The organism is Moorena bouillonii PNG, assembly GCF_001942495.1.
Taxonomy (GTDB): Bacteria; Cyanobacteriota; Cyanobacteriia; order Cyanobacteriales; family Coleofasciculaceae; genus Moorena; species Moorena bouillonii.
The window spans coordinates 2,722,348-2,739,216 of the sequence record NZ_MKZS01000001.1 but is presented as its reverse complement, the minus strand read 5'-3'; the positions used below and the strand labels follow the sequence as shown (position 1 = coordinate 2,739,216).

Genomic DNA, 16,869 nt, shown 5'->3' with positions numbered 1-16,869 from the left:
GAAAGAAACCTATCGTGCCATCGGTAATATGTTTTGCTAAAGATCCCGAATTAGTGCGTTCGGGTAGCGTGACGGTCAATGGCGAAGCGCTCTTTGGACTAATGCCTGATCTTGTCGGGTGCGTTAACAACGTGTAACGCACCTTTTTTGCTATCAGTAATGGGTTCGGGTAGCGGCTCCGAGCTTTTTCCCCCAACACACTGAAACGGCTAAAAGTTAGGTTTTAAAAGGGTTTTGGGCTTTGAAATGGGTTTGAATGGGGTGAGTTGAGATCAAAAAATTGGTGCTAACTCGAAAAATTCCAAAATAGGGTTTTGAGATCGTCTTAAGGGTGTAGAGACAAAAGACAGAGAATAAAAACTTTGTCCAATGTCGAAACCTGAAAAGGTATTCCATCGTAAACGTCAAATCATTAAGGAAAAGAAATCCATCATGCTAACTAACACTATCAATTCTAAATCTGCACTAGCTAATGGTTCTGCACTAGCTAATGGTTCTGCACCAGCTAATGGTTCTGCACTAGCTAATGGTTCTGAAGTAACTAGTCAGGCTAACGCTGCTTACGTCACCCACCTACCAGTTTTGAAAAAGGGAAAAGCCGGTGAAGCTGTCCGCTTTCTCCAGCAGTTATTAATTTGCTACATGGGCTATTCTTTGGTTTTTGACGGACAGTTTGGCCCCCAAACAGAACAGGCAGTAAGGAATTTCCAAAGCGACTACAACTACCAGGGCAAATCTAATCCTGACTACTTGATTGTAGATGGGATTGTCGGGAAAGAAACCTATCGTGCCATCGGTAATATGTTTTGCTAAAGATCCCGAATTAGTAGGGATATAGCACAGGGCGGTGAACTCAGCCCCTGCTCACCGCCCGTTACAATCATCTGATCACTGGTGACTGGTCACTGAATTACTCCCAACTCAACCCAAAATGCCTCGCCGCATCCTGGCAATTAAGGCGGTATCATCTGAAGAGCAGGTCATAATTCTACAATAAATTCTTGACCAAAATCAAGTCCTAAACCTAAACAATTTCAAAATATATAATATCTAACTACCGACCAAACTCCCTCAAGTTTACCTCTGAACAGCCCCCGTTAAGGGGGTTTTTTGATGCTAACAGAATCCCAGGAAGTCCCGACCGGCTATTTGGTCTATACAGCTCGTTACTGTTAGTAATTAATCCAATTTAGCGTTATCTTGTACTCTCTGTAACAAACACAAGGGCAGGGATATAGCCTCGGTTGCACCAGGGGTAAATTGTCCCTGGTGCATCTCATATTTGTAAAAAATAAGGGGCGGGGGCGCGGGAAGTGTGGGAATTTTTGCCTAATTTCATCCATTGAGATGCACCCAATTGTCCCTGACACTGAAACGGCTACAAGTTAGATGGCAAGAGGGGTTTGAGAGGTCAAGTAGGTTTAATGGGGTGAGTCGATCGACAAAAATTGGTGCTAACTCGAAAAATTCCAAAATAGGGTTTTGAGATCGTCTTAAAGGTGTAGAGACAAAAGACAGAAAATAAAAACTTTGTCCAATGTCGAAACCTGAAAAGGTATTCCATCGTAAACCTCAAATCATTAATAAAAAGAAATCCATCATGGTAACTAACACTATCAATTCTAACTCTGTACTAGCTAATGGTTCTCAAGTAACTAGTCAGGCTAACGCTGCTTACATCACCCACCTACCAGTTTTGAAAAAGGGAACAGCCGGTGAAGCTGTCCGCTTTCTCCAGCAGTTCTTAAATTGCTACACGGGCTATTATTTGCTTATTGACGGACAGTTTGGCTCCCAAACAGAACAGGCAGTAAGGGATTTCCAAAGCGACTACAACTACTTCGACAAATCTAATCCTGACTACTTGATTGTTGATGGGATTGTCGGGAAAGAAACCTATCGTGCCATCGGTAATATGTTTTGCTAAAGATCCCGAATTAGTGCGTTCGGGTAGCGTGACGGTCAATGGCGAAGCGCTCTTTGGACTAATGCCTGATCTTGTCGGGTGCGTTAACAACGTGTAACGCACCTTTTTTGCTATCAGTAATGGGTTCGGGTAGCGGCTCCGAGCTTTTTCCCCCAACACACTGAAACGGCTAAAAGTTAGGTTTTAAAAGGGTTTTGGGCTTTGAAATGGGTTTGAATGGGGTGAGTTGAGATCAAAAAATTGGTGCTAACTCGAAAAATTCCAAAATAGGGTTTTGAGATCGTCTTAAGGGTGTAGAGACAAAAGACAGAGAATAAAAACTTTGTCCAATGTCGAAACCTGAAAAGGTATTCCATCGTAAACGTCAAATCATTAAGGAAAAGAAATCCATCATGCTAACTAACACTATCAATTCTAAATCTGCACTAGCTAATGGTTCTGCACTAGCTAATGGTTCTGCACCAGCTAATGGTTCTGCACTAGCTAATGGTTCTGAAGTAACTAGTCAGGCTAACGCTGCTTACGTCACCCACCTACCAGTTTTGAAAAAGGGAAAAGCCGGTGAAGCTGTCCGCTTTCTCCAGCAGTTATTAATTTGCTACATGGGCTATTCTTTGGTTTTTGACGGACAGTTTGGCCCCCAAACAGAACAGGCAGTAAGGAATTTCCAAAGCGACTACAACTACCAGGGCAAATCTAATCCTGACTACTTGATTGTAGATGGGATTGTCGGGAAAGAAACCTATCGTGCCATCGGTAATATGTTTTGCTAAAGATCCCGAATTAGTAGGGATATAGCACAGGGCGGTGAACTCAGCCCCTGCTCACCGCCCGTTACAATCATCTGATCACTGGTGACTGGTCACTGAATTACTCCCAACTCAACCCAAAATGCCTCGCCGCATCCTGGCAATTAAGGCGGTATCATCTGAAGAGCAGGTCATAATTCTACAATAAATTCTTGACCAAAATCAAGTCCTAAACCTAAACAATTTCAAAATATATAATATCTAACTACCGACCAAACTCCCTCAAGTTTACCTCTGAACAGCCCCCGTTAAGGGGGTTTTTTGATGCTAACAGAATCCCAGGAAGTCCCGACCGGCTATTTGGTCTATACAGCTCGTTACTGTTAGTAATTAATCCAATTTAGCGTTATCTTGTACTCTCTGTAACAAACACAAGGGCAGGGATATAGCCTCGGTTGCACCAGGGGTAAATTGTCCCTGGTGCATCTCATATTTGTAAAAAATAAGGGGCGGGGGCGCGGGAAGTGTGGGAATTTTTGCCTAATTTCATCCATTGAGATGCACCCAATTGTCCCTGACACTGAAACGGCTACAAGTTAGATGGCAAGAGGGGTTTGAGAGGTCAAGTAGGTTTAATGGGGTGAGTCGATCGACAAAAATTGGTGCTAACTCGAAAAATTCCAAAATAGGGTTTTGAGATCGTCTTAAAGGTGTAGAGACAAAAGACAGAAAATAAAAACTTTGTCCAATGTCGAAACCTGACAAGGTATTCCATCGTAAACGTCAAATCATCAAGGAAAAGAAATCAATCATGGGAACTAACACTATCAATTCTAACTCTGTACTAGCTAATGGTTCTGCACTAGCTAATGGTTTGGCACTAGCTAATGGTTCTGAAGTAACTAGTCAGGCTAACGCTGCTTACGTCACCCACCTACCAGTTTTGAAAAAGGGAAAAGCCGGTCAAGCTGTCCGCTTTCTCCAGCAGTTCTTAAATTGCTACATGGGCTATTATTTGGTTATTGACGGACAGTTTGGCTCCCAAACAGAACAGGTAGTAATGAAGTTCCAAAGCGACTACAACGAAACCCTCTACGAATCTGATCCTAACCACTTGATTGTTGATGGGATTGTCAGTAAAAAAACCTATCGTGCCATCGATGATATCTTGACTCTACGGTCATGCTAAATAAACACTTTGGCAAAGGGACTGAGGCCGTGGGCCACGCGGGGCGCGTTCGGAGCAGGGGAAAGAGGCCGTATTCAGAATATTTTGCTAGTTAAATAGCCTAAGAACCCTTGTACCGTAAGCTTTCTGAGTTTTTTAACTGTCGGTTTAGCATAAAAGGTACTGAAGAACCAATATCTTTTGCTAAAGATCCCGAATTAGTGCGTTCCCGTAGCGTGACCTACGGTCAATCGCGAAGCACTGCCCTTTGGGCTAATCCCTGATCTTGTCGGGTGCGTTAACCAAGTGTAACGCACCTCTTTAACTATCAGTAATACTTTCCCATAGCAGCTCTTTGCTGAGCATCGCTTATCCTAGGGTTAACACTCCCATGGGAAAATCCACAACTAAACGCTTTGTTCGTAACCACAAAACACCTAAAAGACTATTCACCAGTTGATCTCCTCCGGGTGCATCTCATTTTTGTTGTTTGACAAGGTGGTGCGTTACGGGGCGGGCTGTCTAAACCCTGGCGCTTGAGCGGAAAATGAGGCCCCCCTAACACACCCTACGCAACTTTTTTACAAATATGAGATGCACCCTCTCCTCCTAACACTTCAACCGTAAACTCCTCTTCCTCAATAACCACCTTTCCCTCATATAGCGTTTGTATTTGAGATGTGAACATAGGATTGATATCTCAAGGGAACAGGGAACAGGGAACAGGGAACAGTAGTCAAGATATCCGAGCAGTTTTTGGTATTATGATAAATCATCAGTAAACCCTGTATCTAACAGTGCCATTACGGCAAAAATCTCTCCATCATCAGACATCAAGCCAATTTCAAAAAACAACTCTCCTCGACTATTACGGCGGTTTGCATAACTATCAGGTACACAGGATTGTTTTCCTTCTTCCCTCTTCCCTCTTCCCTCTTCCCTGCTCCCTGCTCCCTGCTCCCTGCTCCCTAAAAAACCAGAACTTTGTACCTAAATGAATTGCAAACCGCTTTAAATTCACCTTGGATCATATTGTTCCACAAGTTCCTGTTTCATTAATTCGCATAATAATACACTTTTTACCTGGATGTTGAGAACGGTATTTTGCCAGTGCTACCTTTTCATTTTAATCGATAAAATACTCCCCACTATCAGGTTCAATAATAATAAACCAATCATAATGCTTTTGAATTAATACGGTGCGTTACATTTCATGCTTCGCACCCTACAACTTACATAAAGCCCCATAAAATAGCCAATTATTCGGGTATAGATGATCAGCTTTCTCAATAACTTCAACCGCCCTTTTATTTTCACCCCTATCAGACAAAAACCGGGAATAATAACACCAGCCATGAGGATTATTTGGGTGCTCCTCAGTAAACTGCTTCAATATAGCCAGGCTTTTTGCCGACTCTCCTCGCAACCGATAATAGTCAGCCTGCAACTGGTGAGCATCAGCGGAGTGGGGAGCCAGTTTCAATACAGCATTAACTATCTTTTTAGTCTGCTTCCCTTCTTTACCCAATACTAATTTCATCCGGCAACGATAGGCCAAGCGTCGTTTTAAAACTGAGTAATCACCAGGGGCTAACTCTTCTGCTCTACTTAACCTCAACTCTGCTGACTGAAAATCACCCAGTATTAGGAGTGCATCATAACTGTGAATCATAGCAACAATATCATCTGGCTGAAGTAACAAGATTTGCTCAAAAGCTTTCAAAGCAGCGTGAGCATGATCCAGTTCCATCTCAACCCGCCCCAATGCCAGCCAGTGAGACGGATTTTCTGGCTCAGAAGATGCGGCTGTCTCAAAGGCTTTTACTGCTTTCTCTGGCTGACGGCGACAGACCTCTATCAAACCCCGGATATGATGCCCAGTAGCAACATTACTGGATAATGGCAAAGCACTCTCATAAACCTCAATTGCCTTAGCCACCTCTCCCATCAACTGTAAAAGTTTCCCCAGTTTCAACCTTACCTGAATTAATTGAGATTGCCGCTGAATAACTTGGTCATACTCCTTAACAGCCTGCTCCCAGTTTCCACTTTCATAGAGTAAATCAGCCAATTCCAACCGTTTCTTCCATCCAGAGGGATACTGCTGCACATAGTTAGTTAAGGTATTCAGCTTCTGCTGTTTTCTGGTAGTTTTTTTATCTAATACCAGTTGTACATTTAACTGAACCTTTGAAGACTGGGATAAGGTTACCAAACAGGGGGTAGTGTTTCTAAACATATCGCTGTTACCTCATAATTAATATGATTATTAATTTGATCGATCTTGGACTCTGTCGTCGGTTTTTGAGATAAAATAACTAATTTTTTATTTTTAAAATTATTAAAAATATCATCCTCTCCAAGCTCTTTTAAAAAGGGGGGAGAATTATCTATTCCTGATAGATACTGCTTCAACTGCTTTTCCATAATTGCTCGCCCCTTTTGAATGCGTTTGTAAACGCTATCCACCGAGATAGCAAGTTTTTTGGCAATGTCTGGGTAGGATATATCTTGGTAAAAATACAGCACAAAAGGCTCTCGCAGTTGGGGAGACAGAGCCTTTATTTCACGGCAGATGTACATTTTTAACTCGCGACGAAGAATAGCTGACTCAGGAGAGTACTCACTAGAGGCTAATGTTTGGTGTTCTCCCACTGCCATTTCTTCAATGCTCTCCATACCCATTGCACTTCTGTGGCGTTTTCGATGGAGATCCACGCAGAGGTTATGAGTCATTTTAGTTAGCCATGCTTTGGGATTAGTAATTTTTTCGGCGTAGTGTGGTAGTTTCTCCCACGCCTTGATTCTGGCCAGACTTAAGGCTTCTTCAGCATTGGTGCGATCGCCTCCCATCCAAGTTACGCACCGACCGTAAAGATAGTCTTGATTGACCAGCCATAACTGCCAAAAGGCAGTGCGATCGCCAAGAGATATACTTTTTAATAGATTAATCTCGTCTAATTTTGTTTCTGTTTTCATTTTTTTGAAGAAAATTGAGTGAAGTATAAGTAGTCGTACAAAATTAGGTTTAACTGTCGAGAAAGGGAACAGGGAAGAGGGAACAGGGAAGAGGGAACAGGGAAGAGGGAATCGGGAATCGGGAAACCATTCTGTGTACCTCATAGCTATGAAAAACGCTATAAGCGCGTTTGTATTTGAGATGTAAACCTGTATGGTCTTTTTTTATTGTCCAATAAAACTCTGGATTTCTTGCCCCTTTTGCCTTTTGCCTTTTGCCTCTTGCCTTTTTCAGCAATAACTGTATTTACAAACTAGATCAAAAAACTATATTAATTTTGATACTGCATCACTTCTTTTTGTTTAGCGTAAATGCTTTTCAGGTGCTTCTTAACAGTATTGATGCTGATATATAGCTGCTGTGCAATTTTTTCGTAAGTTAAGTGGGATTTTTTAAGTAACCATACTTCCTTCTCCCGGTGACTTAAGCCATATTTAATAGCATCAGTAATAGCGGAATTTTGGGTAGATTGATGTTTATCTTCTAGGGTGACTAACAGATAAGGATTTCGGGATAACTCTAACGTTAACCATCTAACCCTAACCCGAAAGTTAACTGACTTATTCACTTTAATTTCAGTTTCGATAATTAGTTTGCGATCGCCAAACAACTCACGACTATCAATTAATGATTGGCAAACTCGCCAAATTGCCTGAGGGATAGAATTTATCGGTGACTTACCTTGAGAGATTTGAGAGCACATTCGACGTCCACACTCATTGGCATGAAACAACTCTTGGTTAGTAGTTATAATCAGCACCCCATCAACAAAGCCTTCAAGAATTGCTTTGAGCAGTAATGGCAAACCTTCTTCTGAATCTAACTCTGGCTTACTGCTTTCGGGTTTAGTCGCTTCTACTTTGATTGATTGTGGTAAACTACAATAGTGTTTAAAGTGTTTGACATAATCTAGTTTTTTCTCCGGTTTATGAAGCTCATATGTGCTTGAATAAACTTGGTTTACATCAATAGAAATGGGTTTGGGCAAGAGTTGTTGATTAGTCATGATGAACCTTGATTATGATAAATTACTTGGGCTTATTACAAATGCCATCGATCAACTAATTGGTTGTTTTACGTTTTCCATTTAGCGATCAAATTATTTCTATTTTTAGCACCCCACTGGCGCGGCTGAAATTATTCTCAAAGATAAATTCGCTGTAATCAGCTAGGTTATCTAGTCCAAGGAAGTTGAGCCAAATTTCTAACAATAGCCATAACGTTGTTCTTGCCAACAGTTTTTTATAGAGCACATTCATGGTTTTATTTAGGATAAAATTCCTAGAATATATAGCAGTTTTGAATTGGGTGAGGTACTTTCCTCCTGGGTTTTAGGGACTGGGGAAACCCCCTTTGGCCGACTCCATCGCTATTGCCTTTTGCCTTCCCCCCTTCCGGGCGGGGGGTTAGGGGGGATTCCTTTGCTATATATTCATCAAACCCCACTGCATACTGACTTACCGCCTGAGATGATCTGACTTGTGACTAAATTGTGAAGAATTTGTGACTGAATTTTCCTTTGTCAATGGTATAATCCCTACAGTCATGATCAAATGAGCCATGCCCAGGTCGCTCAAAGTCCGTCAGGACTGCATTGAAAAAGTTAAACTGGCAGTCAGGCGTAACGGTTTTCCGAGCCAGAGGGCTTTGGCTGAAGATGTGGGGTTTGCCTTAGCCACAGTCAGCAACTTCCTGACCGGTAAACCGGTTGACTATATTACTTTTGAAGAACTTTCTCAGAAATTGGCACTGGAATGGAGAGCCATTGCCAATTTGGATTTTGACCTGCCATCCCAGGCTGTAGATGATGTACTATCGCAGGCTGTAGATGATCACTCATCCCAGACTGTAGATCAAAAGCCACAGATCACAACCTCTAGCAAACGCCAAGACTTGGGAGAAGCAATTGATGTTACCAATTTCTACGGGCGCAAGGAAGAATTAGCCACACTCAAACAATGGATTATTAATGACCATTGCCGACTGATTACCTTAATTGGCATGGGTGGAATTGGTAAAACAACTTTGTCTGTCAAGTTAGCCCAGGGTCTACAATCGGAATTTCAGTACCTGATTTGGCGAAGTTTGCGTAATGCGCCACCCATTCACGAGCTTTTGACGGACCTGATGGGGTTTTTGTCCGATCAGCAAGAAACTACTTTACCAGAAAGCTTAGATGGTAAAATCTCCTGTTTAATCGAATATCTGCGGGAAGAGAGTTGTTTGTTCATCTTAGATAATGTCGAGTCAATTCTATCCCCTGACCAACGGGCAGGAGCCTATCGCCCAGGATATGAAGGCTATGGGCAGCTGCTCAGAAGCTGGGGCGAGACTAACCATCAAAGTTGTCTGGTGTTGACCAGTCGGGAGAAACCCAGAGAAATTAGAAACAAAGAAGGTGTAAACGCTCCGATTCGTTCCCTGAGGTTACCTGGCTTAACCGAGGGAGAAGGGAAGAAAATTCTCGCCGAAAAAGGCTTTTCTGTCTCAAAAGACGAATGTCAAGCACTGGTAGAGTTTTATGCAGGCAATCCTTTAGCATTGAAGATTGTTGCCACCACAATTTATGAGTTGTTTGACGGCGATGTGGCTCAGTTTTTAGAAGAAGGCACTATTGTCTTTGGTGATATTTCCGATTTAATGGACCAGCAGTTTAATCGCTTGTCAACTTTAGAACAACAGGTGATGTACTGGCTGACCATTAATCGAGAATGGGTCTCATTTAAGGAGCTACAAAGGGACATTATTCCGGCTGTTTCATTCAAACATTTATTAGAAACATTAGAATCTCTACAATTGCGCTCAATGATTGAGAAGACTTCGGGAAAATTTACTCAACAACCGGTGGTGATGGAGTATGTCAGCGATCGCTTAATTGAACAGATTTTCTGCGAAATTCAAACGGGAGAAATAGCACTATTCGAGCGCTGTGCTTTAATCAAAGCCCAAGCCAAAGATTATCTGAGAAATGCCCAAATTCAACTGATTCTCAAACCGATTACCGAGCAACTCCTCAACCTGCTTGGCCTCCCGGAAAATGTGCAAAACTATTTGAATCAAATTTTATCAAAACTGAAGTCTTTTCCCCCTCGAAAACCAGGATATGCCGGGGGGAATGTTCTCAATTTACTCTGGCAGCTTAATCTTGACCTGAGTGGCTATGATTTTTCTAACTTAACGGTTTGGCAAGCTTACCTACAGGGCATGAATTTGCATGGAGTCAACTTTGCCAATGCCGATTTAAGTAAGTCGGCTTTGACTCGCACCTTAGGGGGGGTTTTATCAGCGACCTTTAGCCCAGATGGGAAACTCCTGGCAACCAGTGTTGATAATGAGATTTGGTTGTGGGACCTTGCCAACATTAAACAAATTATTACCTGCAATGGTCACAAGGCTTGGGTGCAATCCCTGGCTGTTAGTCCAGAGGGAGAAATTTTAGCCAGTGGTAGTAACGACCAAACGATCAGGTTGTGGAATGTCCAGACCGGGCAATGTCTGAAAACATTGCGAGGTCATACCAGTTGGGTGCAATCCCTAGGGTTTAGTCCAGACGGGGAAATGTTAGCCAGTGGTAGCCATGACCAAACGGTAAAGCTGTGGAATGTTCACACTGGAAAATGTCTGCAAACCTTGTCAGGCCATAGCAATCCGGTATTTTTTACTACCTTCAGTCCCAATGGACAAAGGTTGGTCACTGGGGCTGAAGACCAAACTGTGAGAGTCTGGGATGTCAACACTGGTTCTTGCCTGCAAGTCCTAGAAATCCCGATCAATTGGGTATTATCGATTGCCCTTAGCCCAGATGGACAAACATTGGTAACTGGAAGTGATGGCACAACGGTAAAATTTTGGGATTTAGCCAGTGGTGAGTGTATCAAAACCTTACCAGACTACAACAGTTATGTGTGGTCAGTTGCTTTCAGCCCAGATGGTAAAACACTGGTGACCGGTAGTGAGGATACAACGGTTAAAATCTGGGAGGTGGAAACCGGGAAATGTCTCCAAACGTTGCACAAGTATAGCAATTCCCCTTTAGGTAATAGCTACGCTTCACGGATTTGGTTGGTTGCTGTTAATCCGGATGGTCAAACCTTGCTGAGTGTGAGTGAAAACCAAACCATGAAGTTATGGGATATCCACACGGGACAATGTTTAAGAACAGTGGAGGGGTATAGTAATTGGATCTTATCCGTTGCTTTTAGTCCAGATGGTCAAATGTTGGCCAGTAGTAGCGAAGACCAACGGGTAAGATTGTGGGATATTGATACGGGGCAATGTCTACAAACGTTGTCAGGACATACTAATCTAGTCTCATCAGTCACTTTTGCTCCCAAAGACCATCAGATTCTGGCCAGTAGCAGTGACGACACAACTATCAAACTTTGGGATGCAAATACAGGAGAGTGTTTGCAAACACTGTGGGGACACGATAGTTGGGTGCATTCGGTCAGCTTCAGTCCAGAGGGAGAAATTTTAGCCAGTGCCAGTCGTGACCAAACGGTAAAGCTTTGGGATTGGCATACAGGAGAATGTCTGCACACCTTAGAAGGGCATATTCAGCAAGTCAAAACCATTAGTTTCAGTCCCTGCGCTAAAATCCTAGCCAGTGGTAGCCATGACAACAGGATCAAACTTTGGGATGTCAGTACGGGAAGCTGTTTACAAACATTACCAGGTCACGAGGATTGGGTTTTATCGGTTGTGTTCAGTCCCAGTGCCAATCTGCTGGCGAGTGCCAGTGGAGACCAGACGATTAAACTGTGGGATGTTGAGACGGGGCAATGTCTACAAACCTTATCCGGTCACAGATCTCGAGTCAGAACAATTGCCTTTAGTCCAGATGGCAAGAGTTTAGCCAGTGGTAGTGATGACCAGACTGTTCAACTGTGGGATATCAGTACAGGTACTGTTGTCAAAGTATTTCAGGGACACCACAAAGCAGTCCGGTCAATTGCCTTTAGTCCTAATCATCCTGTGTTAGTGAGTAGCAGCGAAGATGAAACCATTAAGCTTTGGAATCTTGACAGTGGTGAATGTATAAAAACCCTGAGAATTGATCGACCCTATGAAGGGATGAATATTAAAAACGCCATTGGTTTAACAAAAGCTCAGAAAAACACCTTAAAAGCTCTAGGTGCAGTAGAAAAGGAGTAAGGGTAGCATATGCGCGTTCAGCCGTCAGCCGTCAGCCGTCAGCCTAAAGCTCACGGCTGATAGCACCTCAAGTAGCGTGCGCGTAGCGCTAATCGCTGTTCGCGTAGCGTGCGCGTAGCGCTAATCGCTGATAGCTTAAGGCACCGCAATGGTTCTAGCTTCCTTGACAAATAAGCTCATAATATGCTATTATAGAAGTAGAGCTTATTCTAATAAAGCCCGGGTAAGCGCAAGAAAAATTAAGCAAAAATGTGATATGCGGCAAGGATTATGACCAAAGGATTATGACCATGGTAAGCCTTGATTATCATAACTACTGCGCTTAGTTATCACTATTTTTAATAATAATTGATTGAGTCTTGCCCTTGCCCTGTATCATACAGTTGGGGTAAAAAAAAGTGGCGATGGAAAATACAGAATCTAACCAAAATTCTGAAGAGCAAGTAGTAGAAAATACATCTGGCGATACTAACCCCTTAGGGGACGCTCGATCCGACTCTCAGGAAACAGTAACAACTCCTGAAGAAGCTGAAGTAAAAGCTGGAGCGAGTGATGAAAATGTCGAAACAGAAAATCAAGACACTAAAGAAATTACTGCACCAGAATCTAATCCAACTACTAGTGAGCGTTCTCCAGGAAAAACCGATAGAGGTTTATAATCGAGTATTTATATTCTGTGTTGATAATTGACCAACTCACCTAGGGTCATGTCACCTTTGTAATTAGGTACAGAGATCCCCCCTAACCCCCCTTAAGCAAGGGGGGAATTAGATGAAAAATTCCCCTTATTAAGCACGGAATTAGATTAAAAAGTGCTCCTGATGAAGGATAGAATTAGATAAAAAAGTACTCCTGATGAAGGATAGAATTAGATAAAAAAGTGCTCCTGATGAAGGAGGAAATTAGATTAAAAAGTCCCCCTTATTAAGGGGGACCAACGGGGGATCTGAATCAGGAATTAACAAAACTGGCATGCTCCCACTCAGCCAGGGGCACTCTTCAATAAGTATTAAGAGAATGGCATGACCAATAATATCTATGCGCTGCTGGTAGCTATTGATGAATATCCCAGTCCTGTTCCTTCTTTGAATGGCTGTGTCAATGACATCCTAGAAATACAGGAATATTTGCAAGGGCGGGTCGCTGCAGATGGAGATAAACTTCACATCCGCACACTCTTGAATCAAGATGCTACCCGTCAGGCAGTTATTGATGGTTTTCGGGAGCATTTGTGTCAAGCTAGCCGTGAAGATGTTGCTTTCTTTTACTACGCGGGACATGGTTCTCAAGAGCAAGCCCCACAAGAGTTTTGGGCAATAGAGCCAGACAGATTAGATGAAACATTAGTCTGTTATGACAGTCGCACTGAAGGGGGTTGGGACTTGGCAGATAAGGAGTTAGCCAAGCTAATTTCTGAGGTAGACCAGAACAACCCCCACACTGTTATTATTTTAGACTGCTGTCACTCTGGTGCTGCCACCCGTGGCGAACTAGAAGCAGAAACAGCAATTCGTAAAACTTCCACCGACAAACGTCAGCGACCCTGGGATAGTTTTATTTTCTCCTTGAGTGAAACTGAAAAATTATCAGCTGCCCTCAGCCCGGAAAAAAATCCTAGTGGTTGGAGTTTCCCCACAGGAAAACATATCGTCCTAGCCGCTTGTCGAGATAGTGAGACGGCGAAAGAATACAACAGCAATGGGCAACCAAGAGGTGCGTTTTCTTACTTTTTGCTGGATACCTTGAAGAAAGCCAATGGTAGCCTGACTTATCGGGATTTATTCAAGCGTGCCAATGCCCTAGTCCGCAGTAAGATCACCGCCCAATCTCCCCAAATCGAAGCTACGGAGTTGAGTGATTTAGACCAACCTTTTCTCGGCGGTGCGATCGCTAACCGTACACCCTACTTTACTGTCTGCTATGACAAAAACCACGACTGGGTGATTGATGGTGGAGCAGTTCACGGCATTTCTCAACCTGTTGGGAATGACACCACAATACTGGCCTTGTTTCCCTTTGACACCCCCACAGAGGAACTTCGCCAACTCTCAACGGCAGTAGGTGAGGCAAAAATTGTCGAAGTAATGCCCCAGCTGAGTAACGTTCAAATTAGTGGTATTGGGGATTTAGATCCCGAAATGACCTGGAAAGCAGTGGTTACTAGTCTGCCCCTGCCACCGAAAGGGGTTTTATTGTCAGGAGAACCAGCTGGTGTAGAATTAGCCCGTACCACCCTGCTCAACACTGGTCACAATCAGGCTTCCTTGTATGTTCGGGAAGTGGCAACCCCTGAAGCTGCCGATTTTCAGTTACTGGCTCGTGACGGTAACTATTTAATTACACGACCAGCGGATGACCGTCCTCTAGTGGCTGCCATTTCCGGTTACACCGATGCCACTGCCTTGCAGGCGATTCAGCGATTAGAACATATCACCCGTTGGATGAATATCGCTGAACTTGCCAGCCCAGCTACCAGCCGCATTCGCCCCGATGCGGTGGAAATGTTGATTTATCAGCAGGATGGGTCACCTTTGCTAGATACTGACATTCGCCTGGAATATCGACAGGAAAATGGCCGGTGGCGATCGCCCACATTGAAAATTAAGCTGAAAAACACCAGTAATGAGCCGCTTTATTGCGCTCTGCTGGCTTTAACCGACTTTTACGCCGTCTCAGCTGGGTTGTTAGATGGGGGCGGAATTTGGCTGGAACCAAGGGGGCAAGAGGGAGATGAAGCCTGGGTTAATCGCGGAAATCCTATTTGTCCTACGGTGCCCCAACAACTATGGCAACAAGCGGGGATTACGGAAGTTAAAGATATTCTGAAACTGATTGTCTGCTCGACGGAATTTGATGCCACTTTGCTCGAACAACCAAAACTTGACCTACCTCAACGTGCCGTGCCTACAGCCCGTCGCGGTAATGGTACCCTCAACCGCCTAATGCAAAGGATTCCAGCTCGTGACCTCCCCAACAGAGCAAAAGACGATCAAATCTATGATGACTGGTTAACTAGCCAAATTAGCATTACTACCGTGCGTCCTCTAGACACTACTCCTATTCCCAGAGGGGATGACTATGTCTTTCTGGGAGTAGGTTCCGCCCTATACGCCCATTCCGAATTGAGAGCTAAGGCACGTCTAACCACTCTCACCCAATCAACCAGGGATTTAGGTAATCATATGTTACCACCGATACTGCGGGAGGACCATCCGGGCATTGAGTCCTTTGAGTTTACTAGCAGTCGGGGAACTGATCCAGGTTTGAGCGCGCTGGAATTAACTGAGGTGGAAAATCCGTCAGCCGTTACACCCAAAAATCCCCTGAAAGTTATTGTTGATCGACCCCTTGCTTGTGATGAACAACTGTTACCCATTAGCTACGATGGGGAGTTTTTCCTGCCTTTGGGACGGGCTCGGTCTACCCCGGAGGGCAAAACGGAAATTTTACTGGAACGGTTAACAGAACCAATTAGTGAAGGTAGCCGCAGCTTGGGGGGTTCGATCCGAATTTTCTTCCAAAAAGTAGTGTCTCAACAACTGGGGCTAGAGTTTAATTACCCAATCTTGGCAGCAGCGGATGTCACTGGCTCTGGAGTGGTCAACTATACAGTCAACTATACAACAGAGGTTGAACAAGTCAAGTTGCGGGTTGCCGAAGCCCAACGCATAGTCCTTTACATACACGGTATTATTGGTGATACCGAGAGCTTGCTGCCCAGCCTTCGCTCCGCCCAGGTTGAGGAGGATGGAACAGAAAAACCCCTGGCCGAACTGTATGACCTGGTACTCAGCTATGATTATGAGAATATAAATACCTCAATTGTAGAGAATGCTAAATTGCTGAAGCAGAGACTACAAGCTGTAGGGTTAGGGGAGAACCACCGTAAAATTTTTCACATTGTCGCCTACTCCATGGGAGGGTTGGTTTCTCGTTGGTTTATTGAACGAGAAGGAGGTAATCAGGTAGTTGGGCATTTAATTATGCTAGGTACACCCAATGCTGGTTGCCCTTGGTCTACGGTTGAAGATTTGGCATTAGCTACCTTAAGTATCGGTTTAAATGGGCTGTCAGAATTTACCTGGCCAGTACCAGTGATGGGGATGTTGCTTAAGGCGATTAACCGGTTTGTTGATGAGATTGAAACTATTGATATTTCCCTAGACCAGATGCATCCCGGTTCAGAGTTCTTGCAACAATTAGCAGCAAGTCCCGACCCCAAAGTACCTTACTCAATTATTGCTGGTAATACATCGATTATTCCTGCCGCCCTGAAAGCAGAAGCCAATCAAACTTTTAGTCCCTTGCAACGACTAATGCAGAAGTTATTTGATAAAGCTGTAGACCTGGCTTTCTTTGAGCAACCAAATGATATCGCTGTTACAGTACAAAGTATCAAAAGCCTAGGTTCAGACCGGAACCCACAACCGAAAATCCAGGAAATCGGCTGCGATAACCTGGTTTACTTTACTGAACCAGTGGGGTTAACTGCGCTTTCTCAGGCGGTGATTCAATCCCTAAAAAATAACTCTGACTTCGGAGCTACAACTACTACAAAAACTACTACTGTGGCAAATCCTGTGGTTAATGATATTACTAATAATTCTTCAGGGAACAAAGCACTGAAATGGTGGATTATTGGGGTAGTTGGGGTATTAGTAGCAGCTAGTATTGGTTGGTTGATAGTAAAGCAATCAAATAAAACTCAACCGAGCAATCAATCTCAACCAAGCCAGAATCTAAGCCAATGATGGGTAAGCGGTCAGCGGTAAGCGGTCAGCGGTCAGCCGTCAGTGGTCAGCGGTCAGCCGTGAGCCTAAGGCTCACGCTGCTTGAGGTGCTTATTTTATTC

Annotated in this window: 11 protein-coding genes; 7 read left to right on the top strand and 4 right to left on the bottom strand. The window is 43.7% G+C overall.

The annotated features are described in order from the left end of the window. The first annotated feature begins 369 nt into the window (after positions 1-369). The 4 genes from BJP37_RS11225 to BJP37_RS11210 all read left to right on the top strand — a co-directional run bounded on the left by BJP37_RS11225 (position 370) and on the right by BJP37_RS11210 (position 3,865). Positions 370-813, top strand: coding sequence for a peptidoglycan-binding domain-containing protein (locus BJP37_RS11225; RefSeq protein WP_229415272.1), 444 nt, complete (start codon positions 370-372; stop codon positions 811-813). Between the two features lie 724 nt (positions 814-1,537). Further along, positions 1,538-1,927, top strand: coding sequence for a peptidoglycan-binding domain-containing protein (locus BJP37_RS11220; RefSeq protein WP_229415273.1), 390 nt, complete (start codon positions 1,538-1,540; stop codon positions 1,925-1,927). A gap of 329 nt (positions 1,928-2,256) precedes the next feature. Then, on the top strand, positions 2,257-2,700 hold the full coding sequence (locus BJP37_RS11215; protein ID WP_229415272.1) for a peptidoglycan-binding domain-containing protein: 444 nt from the start codon (positions 2,257-2,259) through the stop codon (positions 2,698-2,700). A 724-nt stretch (positions 2,701-3,424) separates the two neighbouring features. Continuing rightward, positions 3,425-3,865 carry a peptidoglycan-binding domain-containing protein gene (locus tag BJP37_RS11210; RefSeq protein ID WP_229415271.1) on the top strand — a complete coding sequence of 147 codons (441 nt, stop codon included), beginning with the start codon at positions 3,425-3,427 and terminating at the stop codon, positions 3,863-3,865. Between the two features lie 1,204 nt (positions 3,866-5,069). On the opposite strand, the gene BJP37_RS11205 is transcribed toward BJP37_RS11210, so the two are convergent. The 4 genes from BJP37_RS11205 to BJP37_RS40945 all read right to left on the bottom strand — a co-directional run bounded on the left by BJP37_RS11205 (position 5,070) and on the right by BJP37_RS40945 (position 8,122). Next, positions 5,070-6,083 (bottom strand): tetratricopeptide repeat protein, encoded by a 1,014-nt coding sequence (locus BJP37_RS11205; protein ID WP_229415270.1) that lies wholly within the window; start codon positions 6,081-6,083, stop codon positions 5,070-5,072. After that, entirely contained in the window at positions 6,053-6,967 is a 915-nt protein-coding gene (locus tag BJP37_RS11200; protein ID WP_229415269.1) for a sigma-70 family RNA polymerase sigma factor, read from the bottom strand. The genes BJP37_RS11205 and BJP37_RS11200 overlap by 31 nt, the downstream gene beginning before the upstream one ends. 167 nt (positions 6,968-7,134) lie before the next feature. Continuing rightward, positions 7,135-7,869 (bottom strand): helix-turn-helix transcriptional regulator, encoded by a 735-nt coding sequence (locus BJP37_RS11195; RefSeq protein ID WP_075898823.1) that lies wholly within the window; start codon positions 7,867-7,869, stop codon positions 7,135-7,137. 88 nt (positions 7,870-7,957) lie between these two features. Then, on the bottom strand, positions 7,958-8,122 hold the full coding sequence (locus BJP37_RS40945) for a hypothetical protein (RefSeq protein ID WP_198954008.1): 165 nt from the start codon (positions 8,120-8,122) through the stop codon (positions 7,958-7,960). A gap of 301 nt (positions 8,123-8,423) precedes the next feature. On the opposite strand from BJP37_RS40945, the gene BJP37_RS11190 reads away from it, so the two are divergent. The 3 genes from BJP37_RS11190 to BJP37_RS11180 all read left to right on the top strand — a co-directional run bounded on the left by BJP37_RS11190 (position 8,424) and on the right by BJP37_RS11180 (position 16,768). Continuing rightward, a complete protein-coding gene (locus BJP37_RS11190) occupies positions 8,424-12,017 on the top strand; it encodes a WD40 domain-containing protein (RefSeq protein ID WP_075898821.1) in 3,594 nt (1,197 codons plus the stop codon). 404 nt (positions 12,018-12,421) lie between these two features. Then, the gene (locus tag BJP37_RS11185) at positions 12,422-12,676 is read left to right on the top strand and encodes a hypothetical protein (RefSeq protein WP_075898819.1); all 255 of its coding nucleotides are present in this window, start codon (positions 12,422-12,424) and stop codon (positions 12,674-12,676) included. Positions 12,677-13,039: 363 nt separating this feature from the next. Next, positions 13,040-16,768 carry a DUF7379 domain-containing protein gene (locus BJP37_RS11180; protein ID WP_075898817.1) on the top strand — a complete coding sequence of 1,243 codons (3,729 nt, stop codon included), beginning with the start codon at positions 13,040-13,042 and terminating at the stop codon, positions 16,766-16,768. The last annotated feature ends 101 nt before the right edge of the window (positions 16,769-16,869 follow it).

Excerpts from the sequence above, each read along its gene's own strand:
- BJP37_RS11225 (WP_229415272.1), top strand. The coding sequence starts at position 370 with ATGTCGAAACCTGAAAAGGTATTCCATCGTAAACGTCAAATCATTAAG.
- BJP37_RS11220 (WP_229415273.1), top strand. The coding sequence starts at position 1,538 with ATGTCGAAACCTGAAAAGGTATTCCATCGTAAACCTCAAATCATTAAT.
- BJP37_RS11215 (WP_229415272.1), top strand. The coding sequence starts at position 2,257 with ATGTCGAAACCTGAAAAGGTATTCCATCGTAAACGTCAAATCATTAAG.
- BJP37_RS11210 (WP_229415271.1), top strand. The coding sequence starts at position 3,425 with ATGTCGAAACCTGACAAGGTATTCCATCGTAAACGTCAAATCATCAAG.
- BJP37_RS11205 (WP_229415270.1), bottom strand. The coding sequence starts at position 6,083 with ATGTTTAGAAACACTACCCCCTGTTTGGTAACCTTATCCCAGTCTTCA.
- BJP37_RS11200 (WP_229415269.1), bottom strand. The coding sequence starts at position 6,967 with ATGAGGTACACAGAATGGTTTCCCGATTCCCGATTCCCTCTTCCCTGT.
- BJP37_RS11195 (WP_075898823.1), bottom strand. The coding sequence starts at position 7,869 with ATGACTAATCAACAACTCTTGCCCAAACCCATTTCTATTGATGTAAAC.
- BJP37_RS40945 (WP_198954008.1), bottom strand. The coding sequence starts at position 8,122 with ATGAATGTGCTCTATAAAAAACTGTTGGCAAGAACAACGTTATGGCTA.
- BJP37_RS11190 (WP_075898821.1), top strand. The coding sequence starts at position 8,424 with ATGCCCAGGTCGCTCAAAGTCCGTCAGGACTGCATTGAAAAAGTTAAA.
- BJP37_RS11185 (WP_075898819.1), top strand. The coding sequence starts at position 12,422 with ATGGAAAATACAGAATCTAACCAAAATTCTGAAGAGCAAGTAGTAGAA.
- BJP37_RS11180 (WP_075898817.1), top strand. The coding sequence starts at position 13,040 with ATGACCAATAATATCTATGCGCTGCTGGTAGCTATTGATGAATATCCC.